Source organism: Nocardia sp. JCM 38205 (assembly GCF_058222935.1).
The window spans coordinates 601365-621656 of record NZ_JBYHFL010000003.1; the positions used below are offsets into that span (position 1 = coordinate 601365).

At 70.5% G+C, this 20292-nt stretch carries 4 protein-coding genes; 2 read left to right on the forward strand and 2 right to left on the reverse strand.

The features are described from left to right. Positions 1–140 precede the first annotated feature (140 nt). Positions 141–16934, forward strand: a complete 16794-nt coding sequence (locus AC4HOU_RS14490) for a non-ribosomal peptide synthase/polyketide synthase (RefSeq protein ID WP_490724623.1) — start codon at positions 141–143, stop codon at positions 16932–16934. A 236-nt stretch (positions 16935–17170) separates the two neighbouring features. Further along, positions 17171–18196: an alpha/beta hydrolase gene (locus AC4HOU_RS14495; RefSeq protein WP_163814445.1), complete on the forward strand. Its 1026-nt coding sequence runs from the start codon at positions 17171–17173 to the stop codon at positions 18194–18196. Positions 18197–18283: 87 nt separating this feature from the next. Here the strand turns inward: AC4HOU_RS14495 and AC4HOU_RS14500 are convergent, their stop codons facing one another. Both AC4HOU_RS14500 and AC4HOU_RS14505 read right to left on the reverse strand, forming a co-directional pair. Beyond that, positions 18284–19342, reverse strand: a complete 1059-nt coding sequence (locus AC4HOU_RS14500; protein ID WP_195020616.1) for an SDR family oxidoreductase — start codon at positions 19340–19342, stop codon at positions 18284–18286. Positions 19343–19391: 49 nt separating this feature from the next. Then, on the reverse strand, positions 19392–20183 hold the full coding sequence (locus tag AC4HOU_RS14505) for an enoyl-CoA hydratase (RefSeq protein WP_163814430.1): 792 nt from the start codon (positions 20181–20183) through the stop codon (positions 19392–19394). Between the last annotated feature and the right edge of the window lie 109 nt (positions 20184–20292).

Sequence of the window (20292 nt, forward strand, 5' to 3'; positions counted from 1 at the left end):
ATGAACCGCCGCGAACGGTAACGATCGGCACATGCCCACTCGATTGAGTGATGACGGCGTGCTCCGTCGATCGGTCCCGCATGGCCGATGACACGACTACAGGCAGGGTGAGGCAGCTACATGAAACCGGTGGGCGGGCAGTGGCGCGGCGAGGTCCGGGGGACGATGCCGGCATGACGCGTCCGGCACGAGTTCGCCCCACCCGCATCCGGCGCCCGCGGGTCACCACCCTGCCGCAATTGCTGGCCACCGCCGTCGAGGCGAATCCGGGTGGTGTCGCGGTCACCTACGCCGATGCCACCACCTCGCTCGGCAGCCTCACCTACGCCGAGCTGGACGAACGTTCCACCCGGCTGGCGCATCTGCTCATCGCGCGCGGGATCGGGCCGGAGGATCTGGTCGCGGTCGGGATTCCGCGGTCGCTGGAATCGGTCATCGCGGTGTGGGCGGTCGCCAAGACCGGCGCCGGTTTCGTGCCGGTGGACCCGAACTATCCCGCCGACCGGGTCGAGCACATGGTCGCCGATTCCGGTGCGGTGTTCGGCCTGGCCGTGGCCGCGGTCCGGGACGACCTGCCCGATCGGGTGCAATGGCTGCTCATCGACACCCCGGAGACGGCGCGGGCGCTGGAGAGCTACCCGGTCGACCCGGTGACCTATACCGACCGGGTGCGGCCGCTGCGTGCCGAACATCCGGCTTATGTCATCTACACCTCGGGTTCCACCGGTCTGCCCAAGGGTGTGGTGGTCACCCAGGCCGGCCTGTCGAGTTTCTGCGATGAGCAGCGCGAGCGCTACCGGGTCGGCCCGGAATCGCGCACCCTGCATTTCGCCTCACCGTCGTTCGACGCCTCGGTGCTGGAACTGCTGCTGGCGCTGGGCGGCCCGGCCACCATGGTGGTGGTCGCGCCCACCGTGTACGGCGGCGACGAGCTGGCCGCGCTGCTGCGCCGCGAAGGCGTGACGCACGCGTTCATCACCCCGGCCGCGCTGGCCTCGGTGGATCCGGCGGGCCTTGACGAATTGCGGGTGATCGTCGCCGGTGGTGAGGCGTGTCCGCCGGAGCTGGTGCGCCGCTGGGTGCTGCCCATTTCCGAGGGCCGCACCCGCGAATTCTTCAATGGTTACGGTCCTACCGAGACCACCATCATGACCAATATCAGCGCGCCGCTGGTGCCGGGCGAACCGGTGACCATCGGCGGGCCGATCCGCGCCATCACCGAACACGTCCTGGACGAGCGGCTGATGCCGGTGGCCGACGGTGCCGTCGGCGAGCTCTACATCGCCGGCGCCCAGGTGGCGCGCGGCTACCACGCGCGGCCCGCGTTGACGGCGGCGCGCTTCGTCGCCAACCCGTTCGACCCCAGCGGCGCTCGCCTCTACCGCACCGGCGACCTGGTCCGCATCACCCCCGATGGCGAGCTGGAATACCTGGGCCGCAACGACTTCCAGGTCAAGATCCGTGGCTTCCGGATCGAGCTCGGCGAGATCGACGCCGTGCTGGCCGCGCACGACAGCGTCGATTTCGCGGTGACCGTCGGGCATCGGCTCGAATCCGGTGCGATCATCCTGGCCGCCTATGTGCACGCCGCGCCGGGTGCCGTCATCGATGTCGCGGAACTGGACGCGTTCGCCGAACGCAGCCTGCCCGCGCATATGGTGCCCACCGCCATCACCGTGCTCGACGAGATCCCGCTGACGCCGGTCGGCAAGCTGGATCGACGCGCGCTTCCGGAACCGCAGTTGCAGACCAGGGTGTTCCGCGCGCCGAGTGGTCCGCTGGAGCAGGCCGTCGCCGAGGTGTTCGGCGAACTGCTCGGCAGCGGCGAACCCGTCGGCGCCGACGACGATTTCTTCGAACTCGGCGGCAACTCACTCATCGCCACCCGGGTGGCCGCCCGATTGGGTGAGGCCGTTGGCGCGCGGGTGCCCGCCCGGCTGATCTTCGAAGCGCCCACGGTGGCCGGGCTCGCGCGCAAGCTGGAACCGTTGAAGGGTGCGGGCGGACGGCGCCCGCTGACGCCCATGCCGCGCCCCGAGCACATCCCGCTGTCGCTGGCCCAGCAGCGCATGTGGTTCCTCAACCAGTTCGACACCGCCTCGGCGGCCAACAACATCCCGTTCGCGGTGCGCCTGGACGGCCTGCTCGATGTGGCCGCGCTGCAAGCCGCGGTCGCCGACGTGATCGACCGGCACGAAACGCTGCGCACGATGTACCCGGCCATCGACGGCACCGGCTATCAAGTGGTGGTGTCCGCCGCCGAGGTGGTGCCGGATCTGGCACCGAAACCGGTGTCGGAGGCCGAACTACCGGAATGGCTCGGCCGGCTCGCACTGACCGGTTTCGATGTGGCGGCGGAGGTGCCGCTGCGGATGGCGCTGGCCGAGGTGGGGCCGGAACAGCACGTCATCGCCGTGGTGGTGCACCATATCGCCGCCGACGGCGCCTCGGTCGCGCCGTTCATGCGGGACCTGCTGGCGGCGTTCCTGTCTCGCCGCAACGGTGCGCGCCCCTCGTGGGCGCCGCTGGCGGTGCAGTACGCCGATTACACGCTGTGGCAGCGCGAGGTGCTGGGTTCCGAGGACGACCCGGAATCGCTGGCGGCCACCCAGATCCGGTTCTGGCGCGACGCGCTGGCCGGTGTGCCGGATCGCATCGAACTGCCCGCCGACCGGCCGCGGCCGTCGATCGCCTCCGGTCGTGGCGCGGTCTACGACTTCGAGATCGACGCCGCAACCCATGCCCGGCTGGCCGAGATCGCCCAGCACACCGGGGCCTCGGAGTTCATGGTGGTGCACGCGGCCTTCGCGGTGCTGCTGGCGCGGCTGGCCGCCACCGACGACGTCACCATCGGCACGCCGGTGGCGGGCCGCGGCGAACGCGAACTCGACGCGCTCATCGGCATGTTCGTCAATACGCTGGTGCTGCGCACCACCGTCGATATCGGGTCCTCGTTCACCGACCTGCTCGATGAGGTCAAGGACGCCGACCTGGCCGCGTTCGCGCATGCCGAGCTGCCGTTCGAGCGGCTGGTCGAGGTGCTCGATCCGGTGCGTTCGCAGGCGCATCATCCGCTGTTCCAGGTGGCGCTGTTCTTCCAGAACATGAGCGCGCCGCGGCTGGAACTGCCGGGTCTGGCCGCCGAGGGCGTCGAATTCGCCGGTGCGGTGGCCAAATTCGACCTCCAGCTGACGATCGTGCCGCGCACCGTCGACGGCGCCGCCGCGGGCCTGTCGGCCCAGTTCACCTATGCCACCGATCTGTTCGACGAGCCGACGGTGGCCGAATTCGCCCAGCGTTTCGCCCGGGTGCTGACCGGTGTCGCCGCGGACCCGCAGGTTCCGGTCGGCGAGATCGACCTGCTGGCCCCGGCCGACCGCGATCGTGTGCTGCGCGAGTGGAACGACACCCGCTTCCCGGTCGCGCCGGAACTGCTGCTCGACGGCTACCGGCGCACGGTCGAGCAGCGCCCGGACGCGGTGGCCGTGGTGTACGAGGGCGAGGAGCTCACCTACCGCGAGTTCGACGACCGGGTCAACCAGCTCGCGCGGCTGCTGATCACCCAGGGTGTCGGCGCGGAATCGCTGGTCGGTCTCGCGGTGCGGCGTTCGCTGGACCTGGTGGTCGGCATGTACGCCATCGTCACCGCCGGCGGCGCGTATGTGCCGCTGGACCCCGATCATCCGGCTGAACGCATCGCGCACATCCTCGACACCGCGCAACCGGTCTGCGTGGTCACCACCAGCACCGACGCCAGGTCGCTGCCCGCAGGCACCCCCGCGCTGCACATCGATACCGCCGACCTGTCCGGCTTCGACGCCGCACCGGTGCGTCCGCAGGAGCTGCTGCGCCCGGTCCGGCCCGACCATCCGGCCTACGTCATCTTCACCTCCGGCTCCACCGGCCGCCCCAAGGGCGTTTCCGTCTCGCACGCGGCCATCCACAACCAGATCACCTGGATGCTCGCGGAGTACCCGCTCGGCTTCCACGACGTGTACCTGCAAAAAACCGCCACGACGTTCGATGTGTCGCTGTGGGGCTACTTCATGCCGCTGCGCGCCGGCGCGCGGTTGATCGTGGCGACCCCGGACGGGCATCGCGATCCCGCATACGTCGCGGAAACCATTGCCGCACAACAGGTGACGGTCACCGACTTCGTGCCGTCGATGCTCACCGTCTTCGCCGCGCACACCCGCCCCGGCGCGGTGCCGACGCTGCGTGAGGTGTTCGTCATCGGTGAGGCGCTGCCGCCGGAGACCGTGGCGGCGCTGCGCGCGGTGTGCACGGCGAATGTGCACAACCTGTACGGCCCCACCGAGGCCGCGGTCTCGGTGACCTTCTGGCCCGCCGCCGGCTCCATCGAACGCAGTGTGCCGATCGGGTTGCCGCAGTGGAATACCCGGGTGTACGTGCTGGATTCGCGGTTGCGCCCGGTGCCGCCCGGCGTCGCGGGCGAGCTGTACCTGGCCGGCGATCAGCTGGCCCGCGGCTATGTGCGCCGCCCGGACCTGACCGCCGACCGCTTCGTCGCCAACCCGTTCGGCAACGGTCAGCGCATGTACCGCACCGGCGATCTGTGCGTGTGGCGCGAAGCCACCAGCACCACCCCGCATCGCCTGGACTACTTGGGCCGCACCGATTTCCAGGTGAAGTTCCGTGGTCAGCGCATCGAACTGGGCGAGATCGAGACCGCGCTGCTGGCGCAGCCGTCGGTGAGCCAGGCGGTGGCGCTGGTGGTGCCGACGTCGCTGGGCGACCAGCTCGTGGCCTACGCCGTCCCCGCACCCGGCCACAGCATCGACCAGACCGCGTTGCTCGCGGCCGTCGGCGAGACCTTGCCCGCCTACATGGTGCCCGCGACCATCGTCGCGCTCGACGCCTTCCCGCTGAACCCGAGCGGCAAGCTGGACCGCAAGGCGCTGCCCGAGCCGGTGTTCGAGACGCGCGCCTTCCGCGCGCCGGCCACGCCGGTGGAGGAGATCGTCGCCGGTGTGTTCGGTGAAGTGCTCGGGCTGAGCCGGGTCGGCGCCGATGACGATTTCTTCGCCCTCGGCGGCAATTCGCTGGTCGCCACCCAGGTCGTCGCGCGGCTCGGTGCGGCGATGGATACGCGGGTTCCGGTCCGCGCGCTGTTCGAGACCTCGACGGTATCGGCGCTGGCCGCCGCGCTCGATTCGCAGACCCACACCGACGGTCACCGCATCGCGCTCGGCAGCATCCCGCGCCCGCCGCAGCTGCCGTTGTCGCTGGCACAGCGGCGCATGTGGTTCCTCAACCGCTTCGACCAGGGCGAAGGCGCTGCCGCCGCGGCGGGATCGGCCGCCTACAACCTGCCGTTCGCGCTGCGGCTCACCGGCGCGCTGGATACCGCCGCGCTCGGCGCCGCCCTCGACGACGTGGTCGCCAGGCACGAGGTGCTGCGCACCGTGTACCCGGAGACGCCGCAGGGCCCGGTGCAGGTGGTGCTGCCCGCCGGGCAGGTCGGCCTCGATGTGGCGGTGCGCCGGCTGGCACAGGTCGACGTCGCGGGCGCGGTCCACGCGCTGGCCGCGCAGCCGTTCGATGTGACCGAGGAAGTGCCGGTCCGGGTCCGGTTGATCGAGATCTCCGATCTGCCGGAGGGTTCGGCGCCCGAGTATGTGCTCGCGGTCGTGGTGCATCACATCGCGGGCGACGCCTCGTCGATGGGTCCGCTGGTGCGCGACGTGATGGTGGCCTACGCCGCGCGAGTGGCGGGCGAGGCGCCGTCGTGGGCGCCGCTGAAGGTGCAGTACGCCGATTACGCGCTGTGGCAGCGTGCGGTGCTCGGCGACGAATCCGATCCGGAATCCGTTGCCGCGCGCCAGCTCGCGTTCTGGCGTGCGCAGCTGGCCGGACTGCCCGATGTGCTGGAACTGCCCGCGGACCGGCCGCGTCCGGCGGTGGCGTCGATGGCCGGTGGCCGGGTCGAGGTGTCGATCGATGCGGGCACCCACGCCGGTCTGGTGGATCTCGCGCGCAGCCACAACGCCACCCTGTTCATGGTCGTGCACACCGCGTTCGCCGTACTGTTGGCGCGGCTGTCGGGGCAGCACGATATCGCCGTCGGCACCCCGGTCGCCGGGCGTGGTGAGCGTGAGCTCGATGACGTGATCGGCATGTTCGTCAACACGGTGGTCTTCCGGACCCGGGTCGACGGCGGCGCCTCGTTCGAGGACCTGCTCGCCCGCCAGCGCGAGGTCGACCTCCAGGCCTTCGCGCACGCCGACGTGCCGTTCGAGCGGCTGGTCGAGGTGCTGAACCCGCCGCGCTCGACCGCCAGGCATCCGCTGTTCCAGGTCGGGTTGTCGTTCCAGAACGTCGCGCGGGCGGAACTGGAATTGCCGGGGCTGAGTGTCGGTGCCGTGGACGCCGATCTGGACGTGTCGCAGTTCGATCTGCATCTGATCGTCTCCGACGTCTATGACGAATCCGGCGCGCCCGCGGGCCTCGGCGGCTTCTTCACCTATGCCACCGACCTGTTCGACGCCGCCACCGTCCGCGCCTTCGGCGATCGGCTGGTCCGGCTGCTGAAGGCCGTGGTCGCGGATGCGGGCGCGGCGGTCGGCGATATCGACCTGCTCGATCCGGTCGAACGCGCCGATGTGCTCACCACCTGGAACGACACCCGCCGGGAATTGCCCGAGGCGGAGCGGACCACGCTGGTCACCCTGCTGGATCGCACGGTCGCGGCAGCGCCCGGGGCCGTGGCGATCGTCGCCGATCGGGAGGGTGCGTCGAGCCGGCTCACCTATGCCGAACTCGATGCCCGCGTCAACCGGCTGGCCCGGCAGCTGCTCGCCCTCGGCGTCGGTCCGGAATCCCGGGTCGCGCTGGCTTTGCGCCGCTCGCCCGAGCTGGTCATCGCCATGTACGCGGTGTCGCGGGCCGGTGGCGCCTACGTCCCGCTGGATCCGGACCAACCGGCCGAACGCACCGGCCACATCCTCGATACCGCGCGACCGGTCTGCGTGCTGACCGATGCCGCCACCGATTTCCGCACCGATCAGGCGCTGCTGGTCCGTCTCGACGACGTCGACCCGCTGACCTCCGCCGCGCCCATCTCCGACGCCGAACGCGTGGCGCCGATCCGCCCCGGCCACACCGCCTACGTCATCTTCACCTCCGGCTCGACCGGCAGGCCCAAGGGCGTCGCGGTGCCGCACGCCGCGATCGTCAACCAATTGCGATGGAAGACGTCCGAATTCGCGCTCGGCGCCGATGATGCCGTGCTGCTGAAGACGGCGGCCACCTTCGACCTGTCGGTGTGGGAGTTCTGGTCGGCCGCGGTGAGCGGCGGCAGGCTCGTCATCGCCGCACCCGACGGTCATCGCGACCCCGCCTACCTGCACGACCTCATGGTGCGCGAGCAGGTCACCACGTTGCATGTGGTGCCGTCCATGCTGGACGCGCTGCTCATCGCCTCCGACACCGCGCCGCCGGCGCTGCGCCGGGTGCTGGCCATCGGCGAGGCGTTGCCCGCGGTACTGGCCCAGCGTTTCCTGGCCGCGAATCCCGGTGTGGCGCTGTACAACCTGTACGGCCCGACCGAGGCCGCCGTCTCGATCACCACCCACCGGGTCACCGCCGCCGACAGCGCGACCGTGCCCATCGGCGCGCCGGAATGGAACAGCCGGGTCTACGTCCTCGATGCCCGGTTGCGGCCGGTTCCGGTGGGCGTGCCCGGTGAGCTGTACCTGGCCGGCGCGCAGCTGGCCCGCGGCTACTTCGGCCGCCCGGATCTGACCGCCGACCGCTTCGTCGCCGACCCGTTCAGCGACGGCGAGCGCATGTACCGCACCGGCGACCTGGTGGTGTGGAACCGCGATGGTGAGCTGGAGTACCGGGGCCGCACCGACTTCCAGGTGAAGATCCGTGGCTTCCGCATCGAGCTCGGTGAGATCGAGGCGGCGCTGCTGGCGCTGCCGGAGGTCGCGCAGACCGCGGTGCTGGCGAAGTCGGATCCGCACACCGGTGACCGGCTGGTCGCCTACGTGGTGCCCGCCGGGTCGCACGGTGCCGGCTTCGACCTGCCCCAGGTGCTCGCCGCCCTCGGCTCGGCTCTGCCCTCGTACATGGTGCCCTCGGCGTTCGTGGTGCTGGATGCGCTGCCGCTGAACGTCAACGGCAAGCTGGACCGCAACGCGCTGCCGGAACCGGAGTTCGAGGCGCGCGAATACCGCGCTCCCGCAACACCGGTCGAGGAGATCGTGGCCGGCGTCTTCGGCGAGGTGCTCGGCATCGACCAGGTCGGCGCCGATGACGATTTCTTCGCCCTCGGCGGCAACTCGCTGCTGGCCACCCAGGTCGCCGCCCGGATCGGCGCGGCGCTGGAGACCCGGGTGCCGGTGCGGGCGCTGTTCGAGGCCTCGACCGTGGCGGCGCTCGCGGTGAAGGTCGAACACACCGCGACCGAGACCGCACGCGTCCCGCTGGTGGCGAAGCCTCGACCGGACCGGATTCCGCTGTCGTTCGCCCAGCAGCGCATGTGGTTCCTCAACCAGTTCGACACCGCGGCCGCCGTCTACAACATCCCGGCCGCCATCCGGCTCTCCGGCGAGCTGAATGTGCAGGCGCTCGAGCAGGCGGTCGGCGATATCGTCGCCCGCCACGAAATTTTGCGCACCATCTACCCGAACACCCCCGACGGCCCGGTTCAGCAGGTGCTGGCGCCGCGTGAGGTGCCCGTCGACCTCACCCCCGCTCAGATCGGCGAGGAACGGGTGGGCCACGAGGTGGCCGGGGTGGTGGGCGCCGGCTTCGACGTCACCGCCGAAGTCCCGTTCCGCACCAAGCTCTTCCAGCTCGCGGGCAGTGAATACGTGCTGGTGTTCGTGGCCCACCACATCAGCGCCGACGGCTGGTCGATGGGCCCGCTGACCCGCGACCTCATGCTGGCCTACGCCGCCCGCAGCAACGGCAACGAACCCGCCTGGACGCCGCTGCCGGTGCAGTACGCCGATTACGCGCTGTGGCAGCGCGAGGTGCTCGGCGAGGAGACCGATCCGGACTCGGTGGCGGGCGCCCAGCTCGACTACTGGACCAAGGAGCTCGCCGACCTGCCCGACGAGCTGAATCTGCCGTCGGACCGGCCGCGTCCACCGGCGCAGAGCTTCGCAGGCGGCAAGACCGAGTTCGTCGTCGACGCAGGCGTGCACGCCGCGCTCACCGAGCTCGCCCGCACGCACAACGCCACCCTGTTCATGGTGGTGCACACCGCGCTGACGGTATTCCTGTCGCGCATGTCCGGCACCGACGACATCGCCGTCGGCACCCCCATCGCGGGGCGCGGCGAGGCCGAACTCGACGACCTGATCGGCATGTTCGTCAACACCCTGGTACTGCGCACCCGGGTCGCGCCGGAGCTGAGCTTCGACCAGTTGCTCGCCGCCAACCGCGACACCGATCTGCGCGCCTTCGCCAACGCCGACATTCCGTTCGAGCGGCTGGTGGAAGCGCTGGACCCGGAACGCTCGGCCGGCCGTCATCCGCTGTTCCAAGTGGCATTGTCGTTCGAGAACCTGGCCGCCACCGGCTTCGAGCTGCCCGGGCTGAGCTTCGCCGCCCTCGATCCGGCCGCCGACGCCGCCAAATTCGATCTGCTGCTCACAGTGCGCGAGCAGCGCGACGAGCACGGCGCCGAAGCCGGAATCGCGGCCGAATTCACCTATGCGCGTGACTTGTTCGACGAGTCGACAGTGGTGGACTTCGGGCGCCGATTCCGCCGCATCCTGGCCTCCGTCGCCCGCGACAGCAGCCGCGCCGTCGGCGATCTGGACATCCTCGACGGTTCCGAACGCCTCGACCTGATCAGCCGCGCGGGCGCACCGGCCGAACCGGTGCGCACCCTGCCCGAGCTGATGGCCGACGCCGTCGCCGCCAATCCCGATGGCGTCGCCCTCGTGGTGGGCGAGCGCTCCTTCCGCTACGCCGAGCTCGATGCCGCCTCCGCGCAGCTGGCGCGGGCGCTGATCGAGCGCGGCGCCGGACCGGATGTGCTGGTGGCGGTGGCCCTGCGCCGCTCGGTGGAATCGGTGCTCGCGCTGTGGGCCGTCGCCAAGACCGGCGCCGCGCTGGTCCCGATCGACCCGACCTACCCGGCCGACCGGATCGCGCACATGGTGCGCGATTCCGGTGCGGCGCTCGGCATCACGATGAACGCCGAACTCGACGAGCTGCCGCCGATGACCGGCGGCGGCTGGATCCGGATGGACGATCGCGGCTTCACCATGGACGTCGCCGGACGGTCGGATCGCCCGATCACCGCCGCCGACCGGCGTGGACCGATCCGCGCCACCAACGCCGCCTACGTCATCTACACCTCCGGCTCCACCGGCCTGCCCAAGGGCGTCGTCGTCACCCACGCGGGCCTGGCGAACTTCAGCGCGGAGCAGGTGCAGCGCTACCAGCTCGACACCTCCACCCGCGCACTGGCTTTCGCCTCACCGTCGTTCGACGCCTCGATGCTGGAGCTGCTGCTCGCGCTCGGGTCGGCGGGCACCCTGGTGGTGGCGCCGCCGCTGATGTTCGGCGGCGACGAGCTGGCCGAGCTGATCAGGGCCGAGGGCGTGACGCATGCCTTCATCACCCCGTCGGTGCTGGCGTCGCTGGATTCGTCGGCGCTGTCGGGTATGCGCGGCATCGTCGCCGGCGGCGAAGCCGTCCCGGCCGAGCTGGTCGCCAAGTGGGGTGGGGTGGACGGGCGCGCCTTCCACAACGGGTACGGGCCCACCGAGACCACCATCATGACCAATATCAGCGATCCGCTGCGTCCCGGCGATCCGGTGACCATCGGTGCGCCGATCCGCGGCATGCGGGCACTGGTGCTCGATGCCAGGCTGCGGCCGGTGCCCGAGGGCGTCGCCGGTGAGCTGTACCTCGGCGGTATCCAGCTGGCCCGCGGCTACCACGCGCGGCCCGGGCTCACGGCCGCGCGCTTCGTCGCCGACCCCTACGGTGCGCCGGGGGAGCGGCTCTACCGCACCGGCGACGTGGTGCGCTGGCGCGGCCGCGAGGTGGAGTATGTGGGCCGCAACGACTTCCAGGTGAAGGTGCGCGGATTCCGCATCGAACTCGGCGAGATCGACAGCGCGCTGGCCGCCCAGCCCGGTATCGACTTCGCGGTCACCATCGGACGCGAGACCGCCGCGGGCGCCACCATTCTGGTGTCCTACGTGCTGCCCGAGCGCGGCGCCACCCCCGATGTCGCCGAGCTGACCACCCAGCTGGGCCGGGTGCTGCCCGACTACATGGTGCCCACCGCCATCGTGGTGCTCGACGAGATCCCGCTGACCCCGGTCGGCAAGCTCGATCGGCGGGCCTTGCCGGAGCCGATGCTGGAGACCCGCGCCTACCGGGCCCCGCGCAGCACCGCTGAACAGGTGATCGCCGAGGTCATCGGCGACGTGCTCGGCGTCGAGCAGGTCGGCCTCGACGACGATTTCTTCGCCCTCGGCGGCGACAGCATCGTCTCCATCCAGGTGGTGTCGCGGGCCAGGGCCAAGGGCGTCGACTTCACCCCGCGCGACGTCTTCCAGGCCAGGACGGTCGAGGCGCTGGCCGCCGCGGCCACCGTCGCCGGCGCGCCCGGCGACGAGGCCGGTGAGCTGCCCGCCACCCCCACCGCGATGCGGCTGCTGGAGCACGGCGGTACCGGGGTGGAGCCGCGAGCCATCGTGCTCGAGGTGCCCGCCAGCTGCCCGGCCGAAGCGGTGGAGACCGCGGTCGGCGCGGTACTCGATCAGCATCCGATGCTGTGGGCACGCCTGGACCTGACGGGCGCCGCCCCGGTGCTGCGCATCCCCGCCGCCGCCGATCGCGACGAGCCCCACTTCAGCTGGCTCGATCCCGAACTCGGCGAGACCACCTTGCCCATCGATGACGTCGTCGGCGCGGCCGTCGACGCCCTCGATCCGGAACAGGGCCGCAACATCCACTTCGTGGCCACCGGAACCCCCGAGGCCTTCCGGCTGGTGGTGGTGGCCAATGCGCTGGTCGTCGACGATGTGTCCTGGCGGACCATCATCGATCAGCTCACCACCGCATGGAACCGCGGCAGGCACGCCGCCCCCGCCGCACCGGAATCCGGTCTCGGCGCGCTGATCCGCTCGCTCGCCGAGCGCGCTCACTCGCCCGCCATGACCGCCGAGGCGCAATGGTGGCAGCAGACGCTGGCCGCCGCCACCCGCGACGACCTGCCCACCGGCGCCGCCGATCTGCGCTCCCGGCGCCGGGTCTCGCTCACCATCACCGCCGAGGGCACCGAGGCGGTGGCCGCGGTGGCCGAGGCCTACCACGCCACCGTCGACGAGGTGCTGCTCACCGCCGTCGCGCTGGCCCTGCGTACCGCGCAGCGCGAATCCGTCACCCGCGCGGTGGGTTCGGTGATCCGCCTGGACGCCGACGGCCGTGGCGTGGCCGAGATCGACGCGAGCAATATCGTCGGCGGTTTCCGCACCGCCTACCCGCTGCCGCTGCGCCTCGACGGCATCGACGTCTCGGACGCGCTGGTGGGCGGCCGGTCCGCGGGTGCGGCGCTCACCCAGATCAAGGAACTGCATCGCGCGGTGCCGGGACGCGGCGTCGGCTACGGCTTGCTCTGCTACCTGAATCCGGAGGCCGCCGCGGGCCTGCGCGATTTCGGTCGTGGACGTTTCGCGCTGCGCTACCGCGATCTGCGCCCGGCCCGGGTGCACACCGACGCCCCGGCCGACGATCTGCTGCTCGCGTTGACCGTCGACGCCACCGATGACGGTCTGCTCGCCCGATTCGATTACGCGGCAGCGGTATTCTCCGCCGACGAGGTGAAGACCTTCGCCGAGCACTGGATCCGGGCACTGGGCGGACTGGCCGAGCACGGGCTGCGGCCGGACGCCGGCGGTTTCAGCCCGTCGGACTTCCCGCTGATCTCGTTGCGCCAGGACGATATCGACCGTTTCGCCCGCGACTACCCGCAACTGATCGATGCCTGGCCGGTGACGCCATTGCAGTCGGGCATGCTGTTCCACGCGCTGCTGGCCGATACCTCCGTCGACGTCTACACCACCCAGTTCGTGCTCGACCTCGGCGGCACCGTCGACCCGGCCCGGATGCAGGCCGCCGCGCAGGCGGTGCTGGACCGGCACGCCAACCTGCGGGTGGCCTTCGCCGACGACGCCGAGGGCGCGCCGGTGCAGATCGTGCAGGACGGCATCGAGGTCCCGTGGCGGATGATCGACCTCTCGCATCTGGACCCGGCCGCCGCCGCGGCCGAGGCCGAACGGATCAAATCCGCCGATCTCGCAGACCATTTCGACATGCGCACCGCGCCGCTGCTGCGCTTCACCCTGATCCGCACCAGCGCGGCCGGAATCGGCGCCGAAAGCGCCTACCAGCTGCTGGTCACCAGCCATCACATCCTCATCGACGGCTGGTCCATGCCGCTGCTGATGAAGGATCTGCTCACCCTCTACGCCCTCGGCGGCAACTCGCGGCATCTGCCGCAGGTCCCGCCCTACCGCGACTACCTGGCCTGGCTGATCACGCAGGATCCGGAGGCCGCGCGGCAGGCGTGGCGCACCGCGCTGGACGGCATCACCGAGCCGACGCCGCTGGCGCCGGTGGATCCGGGCCGGGAGATCTCGGCCGGTGTCGGTGAGGTGGGATTCGAACTGTCCCAGGCCGATACGACCGCGCTGACCCGGCTGGCCGCCCACCTCGGCGTCACGGTGAACACCGTGGTCCAGGCCGCGTGGGGGCTGCTGATCGGGCGCAGCGTCGACCGCGACGACGTCGTGTTCGGCGCCACCGTCTCCGGTCGCCCGCCGCAGCTCGACGGTGTGGAAGCCATGGTCGGGCTGTTCCTCAACGCCATCCCGGTGCGGGTGCGTCTCGGCGCCACCGACACCCTCGGCGGACTGCTGCGGCAGTTGCAGGCCGAACAGGCCGATCTGCTCGGCTACCACTACCTGGGGCTCAGCGATATCCAGGACGCCGTCGGGGTGGAGGGCCTGTTCGATTCCCTGGTCGTGTTCGAGTCCTTCCCGGTGGACCGGGAGGGGCTGGCCGAGGCCAGTGCCATCGACGGCATGAACATCACCGGCGTCGGCGCCGTCAACGGCACCCACTATCCGGTGACGGTCATGGTGGTGCTCGACCATCAGCTGCGGGTATCGGTGAAGTACCTGCGCGACCTGTTCGACACCGACGCGGCCGACGCGCTCGCGCGCAGGCTGCAGGCGCTGATCGGCCGGTTCGTCACCGAACCGCAGGCCAAGGTCGCCGATATCGACGTGCTGCTCCCGGCCGAGGCGGCCGAACTGGCCGCCCACAATGCCACCGACGTGCCGGAACTGCTCGACGACGCCACCCTCCTGACGCTGTTCGATGCCCAGGTCGCCCGCACTCCGGACGCGCCCGCCGTCCGCTACCGCGACGCGGTGCTCAGCTACCGCGAACTCGACGCCCGGTCGCGGGCGCTGGCCGCCGAGCTGAGCAACTTCGGCGCCGGCCCCGGCACGCTGGTCGGTGTCGCCATGCGACGCGGCCTCGACCTGGTGGTCTCGATCTACGCCGCGCTGCGCGCCGGGGCGGGCTATGTACCGATCGACCCGGACCATCCCGCCGAGCGCAGCGAATACGTGCTCGCCGGTGCCGCGCCGATCTGCGTACTCACCACCACCGCCGACGGATTCACCACCGGCACCGGCGTTCCGGTGGTCGCGGTGGACACGCTGTACCTCGCACCGGCCGACGGATTCGCCGGCGCCCGGGTGCGCCCGGACGACATCGCCTACGTCATCTACACCTCCGGCTCCACCGGCCGGCCCAAGGGTGTGATGATCACGCACCGGCAGATGGCCAACCAGTTCCGCTGGGCCCAGCGCACCTACCCGCACGACCCGAGCGATGTGGTGCTGCACAAGACGCCGATCACCTTCGACATCTCCACCTGGGAGCTGTTCTGGCCGCTGCACACCGGCGCGTCGATCGTGATCGCCGAACCCGACGGGCACCGCGATCCGGCCTACCTGTCCCACACCATCGCCGAGAACGCCGTCACCACGGTGCATTTCGTGCCCTCGATGCTCGACGCGTTCCTCGACCCGGTGGCCAGTGGTGCCGCTGTGGCCGAATACCCGTCGCTGCGCCGGGTTTTCGCCGCCGGTGAGGCCTTGTCGGGGGAGACCGCCGCGACGTTCACCGCCGCGCTGCCCGGCACCGCGCTGATCAACTGGTACGGGCCCGCCGAGGCGACCGTCGTGACGGCGCACCCGGTCACCGACACCGACGTCACCGCCATCCCGATCGGCACCCCGGTCGCCAATACCCGGGTGCTGGTGCTGGATCGGCAGCTGCGTCCGGTGCCGCCCGGCGCGGCCGGTGAGCTGTACGTCGCCGGTGTGCAGCTGGCCCGCGGCTACCACGACCGGCCCGCGCTCACCGCCGAACGCTTCGTCGCGGGCGCGAACGGCACCCGCCTCTATCGCACCGGTGACGTGGTCCGCTGGACCGGCACGGGCACCGGCGCTGCACTGGAATATCTGGGCCGCAGCGACTTCCAGGTGAAGCTGCGCGGTCAGCGCGTCGAGCTCGGCGAGATCGAGACGATCCTGCTCGGCCACGAGTCGGTGCGTCACGCGGCCGTCTCCCTGGTGCGCGCCGCCACCGGCGATCGCCTGGTGGCCTATGTGGTCGCCGCGCCGGGCCACACCGTCGACGACCGCGAACTGCTCGCCCACGCGCGCGCCGCGCTGCCGTCCTACATGGTCCCCTCGGCCGTGGTGGTGCTCGAGCGGATGCCGTTGAACGCCAGCGGCAAACTCGACCGGATGGCGCTGCCGGTGCCGCAACTGTCGGGCCGTCCGTTCCGCGCGCCGTCCACACCGCTGGAGCGCACCATCACCGAGGTGTTCGCCGAGGTCCTCGGGGTCGAGCGCGTCGGCATGGACGACGACTTCTTCGACCTGGGCGGCAATTCGCTGATCGCCACCCGTGCGGTGAGCAGGCTGCGCACCCGCACCGGCGCCGAGATCCGGGTGCAGTGGTTCTTCACCGACTCCACCCCGGCCGATCTGGCCGCAAGGATCCTGGCCGTGCTGTCCGGCGAGCACGATTACGACCTGGATTCCAACGCCGCGCTCGGCGTGGTGCTGCCCATCCGCACCCGGGTACCGCACGACACCGCGCCCGACGACCCGGTGTTCTGCATCCACCCGATGTACGGACTGTCCTGGTGCTACGCCGGATTCGCCCGCTATCTGCCCGCCCGGTACCCGATCTACGGTCTGCAGTCGCCCGCGCTGTCGGAGGATGGCTACCTGCCGCGCTCGCTGGGCGAGATGGCCCGCCGCTACGCCGCCGAGATCCGCGCGGTGCAGCCCGAGGGCCCGTACCGGCTGCTCGGCTGGTCGCTGGGCGGGGTGATCGCGCACGCGATCGCTACCGAACTACAGGCCGCGGGCCAGGAGGTGTCGCTGCTGGCGATGCTGGACAGCCATCCCGCCATCGACGTCACCGATTTCCGCGCCGCCATCCGCGACGCGCTGGCCGAACTCGGCATCGGCGACGCCCAGTTGCCCGACGGCGATATCCACGACCTCACCGACGAGGCGCTGGCCGCCCTGCACGCCACCATCCCGCCGGATATGGCGGTGCTCACACCCGAGCGGGTGCGCCGGATCTACCGCAGCGCGGTCCGTTCGGCCGAACTCATCGCCGAGCACCGGCCAGGGGTGTTCCGCGGCAGGCTGGACTATTTCAGCGCGGCCGGCCACGATACGGCGGCCCGGAACTGGGACGCCTACGTCGACGGCACCGTCGCCGACCATCCGGTCGCCGCGGATCACGATCAGATGACCTCGCCCGAGGCGCTGGCCGAGATCGGCCCGTTGCTGGCCGACCGGCTCGATCCCGCCCGAACGGCGGGTCGATCATGATCAGATATTGGCGGCTCCGGCATGATGGTGGCAACGGTGAGGTAACGATGTCCACTGTTGTCACGACTACATAGACCGTATGGTCGGGCGTGACGCGGCGGTGTCTGTCCCGGTCCGGACCGGGGTGCCCACCGACAGCTGGTCGTCATGGGAATGCCCGATAAATCTCGATAAGAAGCGAAGGTGCGAAATTGACACGTCGACCCACCCGGCGCCGCGGTACTCGTGCCGCGGCGATGATCGCGGCAACGGCAGTTCTCGCGGGCGTCATGTCCGGACTCGGCGCATCCCCGGCGGCAGCGGCTGACCCGATCATCGACAACCGGAGCCTGCTGGCCGACCCCACCGCGCCCGACGGTTCCCGCATCGTCAAGGCCGAGTACAAGGACGACCGCAACATCCGGTTGCACGTGCACTCCACCGCGATGGACGAGAACGTCATCATCGACGTGCAGCGCCCGGCCGACGCCTCGGTTCCGCGCCCCACCCTGTATCTGCTCAACGGCGCGGGCGGCGGCGAGGACGACGCCTCCTGGCAGGTGAAGACCGACGCCCTCGACTTCCTGTCGGACAAGAACGTCAATGTCGTGCAGCCGATCGGCGGCAAGTGGAGCTACTACACCGACTGGATCGCCGATGATCCGGTGCTCGGCCGCAACAAGTGGAAGACCTTCTTCACCGAAGAGCTGCCCCCGCTGATCGACGGCGCGCTCGGCACCAACGGCACCAACGCCATCGCGGGCCTGTCCACCTCGGGCACCACCGTGCTCGCGCTGCCGATCGCCAAGCCCGGCCTGTACAAGGCCGCGGCCGCCTACAGCGGTTGCGCCCAGACCAGCGACCCGGTGGGCTCGGAGTTCGTGAAGCTGACCGTGGAGACCTGGGGCGGCGGCGACACCATGAACATGTGGGGTCCGCAGGGCTCGGAGGAATGGGTCAAGAACGATCCGTACGTGAATGCCGAGGGTCTGCGCGGCCTGGATCTCTACATCTCCACCGGCAACGGCCTGCCCGGCATGTACGACACCCTCAACGGCCCCTACGCGCTGCCCGGCGCCTACGGCCTGGCCAACCAGATCGTCATCGGTGGCGTCATCGAGGCGGGCACCAACTTCTGCACCCACAACCTGAAGAACAAGCTCGACTCGCTCGGCATCCCGGCCACCTACAACTTCCGGGACTCCGGCACCCACTCGTGGGGTTACTGGCGTGACGAGTTCCAGCGCTCGTGGCCGGTCCTGGCCAAGGGCCTCGGCATCTGATCCCGCTTCCGACGCACGACAGCCGCTCCGGTCATACCGGGGCGGCTGTCGTCGTTTCCGCGGGCCTGTCCGCGTTTATCGGGCCAGCTAGACCCAGTTCTCGATCCAGTACCGCCACAGCACCGGTGCGTACGCCTCCAGCGGCGGCACCGCGATCCCGCTGCCCGCCAGCGCGGCGGTGGTGTGCCGGCAATCGAACCAGCAGCTGAACTCGCTGTGTTCGAGGATGTCGAGCGGCACCCCGACCCGGGGGAGTACCCGTTGAGCGCCGGGCACCCGCAGCATCATGTCCAGCGTGCGTTTGGGCATGATCTCGACCAGGTGCGGCGCGCCGGCCTCGTCGGCGAACAGATTCAGGGCCGGCACCGCGCCGCGGCGACGCGGATCGACCAGGTGATAGGTCTGCGCACCCGGCCCGGGGAGATGGGCGAGGTGGGCCAGCGCTTGCGCCACGAAATCGACCGGAACCATATTGGTCTCACCCAGCTTCGGCACCAGCACCGGCAGCAGCCGCGGCAGTTGGGCGGCCATCCGCAGCAGCCGGAAAAAGTAGTAGGGACCGTCGACGCGGTCGTTCACGCCGGTCACCGAATGCCCGACGACGATCGAGGGCCGGTAGATCCGCCAGTTCAGCCCGGACTCGCGCACGATCCGCTCGGCATCGAAGGCGGCCCGCTGGGCCGGTGTGGTCAGCTCCTGCCCGACCTCGAACATGTCCTCGGTGAACAGGCCCTCGAAGCGTCCGGCGACTTCGACGGTGGACAGATGATGCAGGTGCTGCGCGCGTAGGTCGGCCGCAAGCTCGACCACATTGCGGGTACCGTGCGCGCGGCCCTCAGGAGGCCGCTGCGGCGCCTCCCGATAACGTTGCTCGTCGTATCCGGCGGCCAGATGGAAGACGTGGTCGATGCGCCCGCGATGCTCGGCCAGCCACAACGGGTCGATGCCTAGGCCCGGCGCACCGAGATCGCCCGGCACCGGCCGCACCCGATCGCCCGCCGACCATTCCCTGGCGCAATAGTCGAAGCGTGCGGCCGAATTCGGCCCCGGCCGCACCACTACATGAATGTCATCCGCACGTTTGAGTAGTTCGGGGATGAGGAACCGACCGCTGAACCCAGTTGCCCCGGTAACCAGGTAAGTCATAGCCGGTCAACATAGTCCCCGGTCTCGGAGCCGGGGCGACCGGTATGCGTCAGTCGGCGAACACGGCCTTGCGCTTGCCGAGCATCGCCGCCGCGCCCTCCCGGAAGTCGGCCGATCGCAGCAGCTCGACCTGGCCGGTCTTCTCCGCGTCCAGCACCTCGTCCAGCGCACGCAGGGTGGCGATATTGAGCGCCTTCTTGGTGAGTTCGAGCGCGCGGCGCGGGCCGTGCGCGATCTTGTCCACCGCCGCCGCCACGGCGCCGTCGAGCTCGTCGACCGGGAGCGCCGCGGTGAGCAATCCGGCCTGGCGCGCCGCCGGGGCGGGCAGGCGCTTGCCGAGCAGCGCCATCTCGGTGGCGAGTGGGCGTCCGGCCGCCGCGGCCACCAGCGCCGCCGCGCCGCCGTCGGGCATCAGGCCGATATTGATGAAGGCGAGCAGCAGATAGGAATCATCGGCCGCGTAGACCAGGTCGGCGGCCAGCGCGATGCCGACGCCGACGCCTGCGGCCGCGCCGCGGATCCGCGCGATGACGGGCACCGGCGCGTGCACGATCGCGCGGACCAGCCGGTTGGCCGCATCCATCGTCATCTCGGGGGTGATGCCATTGGTGTCGGCGGCCAGATCCGCGCCGGTGCAGAAGTCCGCGCCGTCGCCGGTCAGCAGGACGACCCGTACTCCCGGGTCGTCGGCGAGTGCCAGGAACGTGTCGCCGAGGGCGACCATCGTCTGATACGAGAGGGCGTTCTTGCGGCCCGGATTGCTGAGGGTGACCCGGAGAACCCTGCCGTCCCGCACCGCGGTGAACCCGGCGGTCGGGGATGATGAACCGTCGCTGACCATTTCCGCTCCCTGTGCTGCGATTCGGCGGACACCGGCCGTGAATCGTGGTTAACTTTGCGAATTGTGGTTAACTTAGGATGATTCGTCCGGCGCTGTCAACCGGTGGCGC

What these genes read in the sequence shown, in the direction of transcription:
- AC4HOU_RS14505 (WP_163814430.1), bottom strand. Translation starts at nt 20,183, where the DNA reads ATGGTCAGCGACGGTTCATCATCCCCGACCGCCGGGTTCACCGCGGTG.
- AC4HOU_RS14500 (WP_195020616.1), bottom strand. Translation starts at nt 19,342, where the DNA reads ATGACTTACCTGGTTACCGGGGCAACTGGGTTCAGCGGTCGGTTCCTC.
- AC4HOU_RS14495 (WP_163814445.1), top strand. Translation starts at nt 17,171, where the DNA reads ATGATCGCGGCAACGGCAGTTCTCGCGGGCGTCATGTCCGGACTCGGC.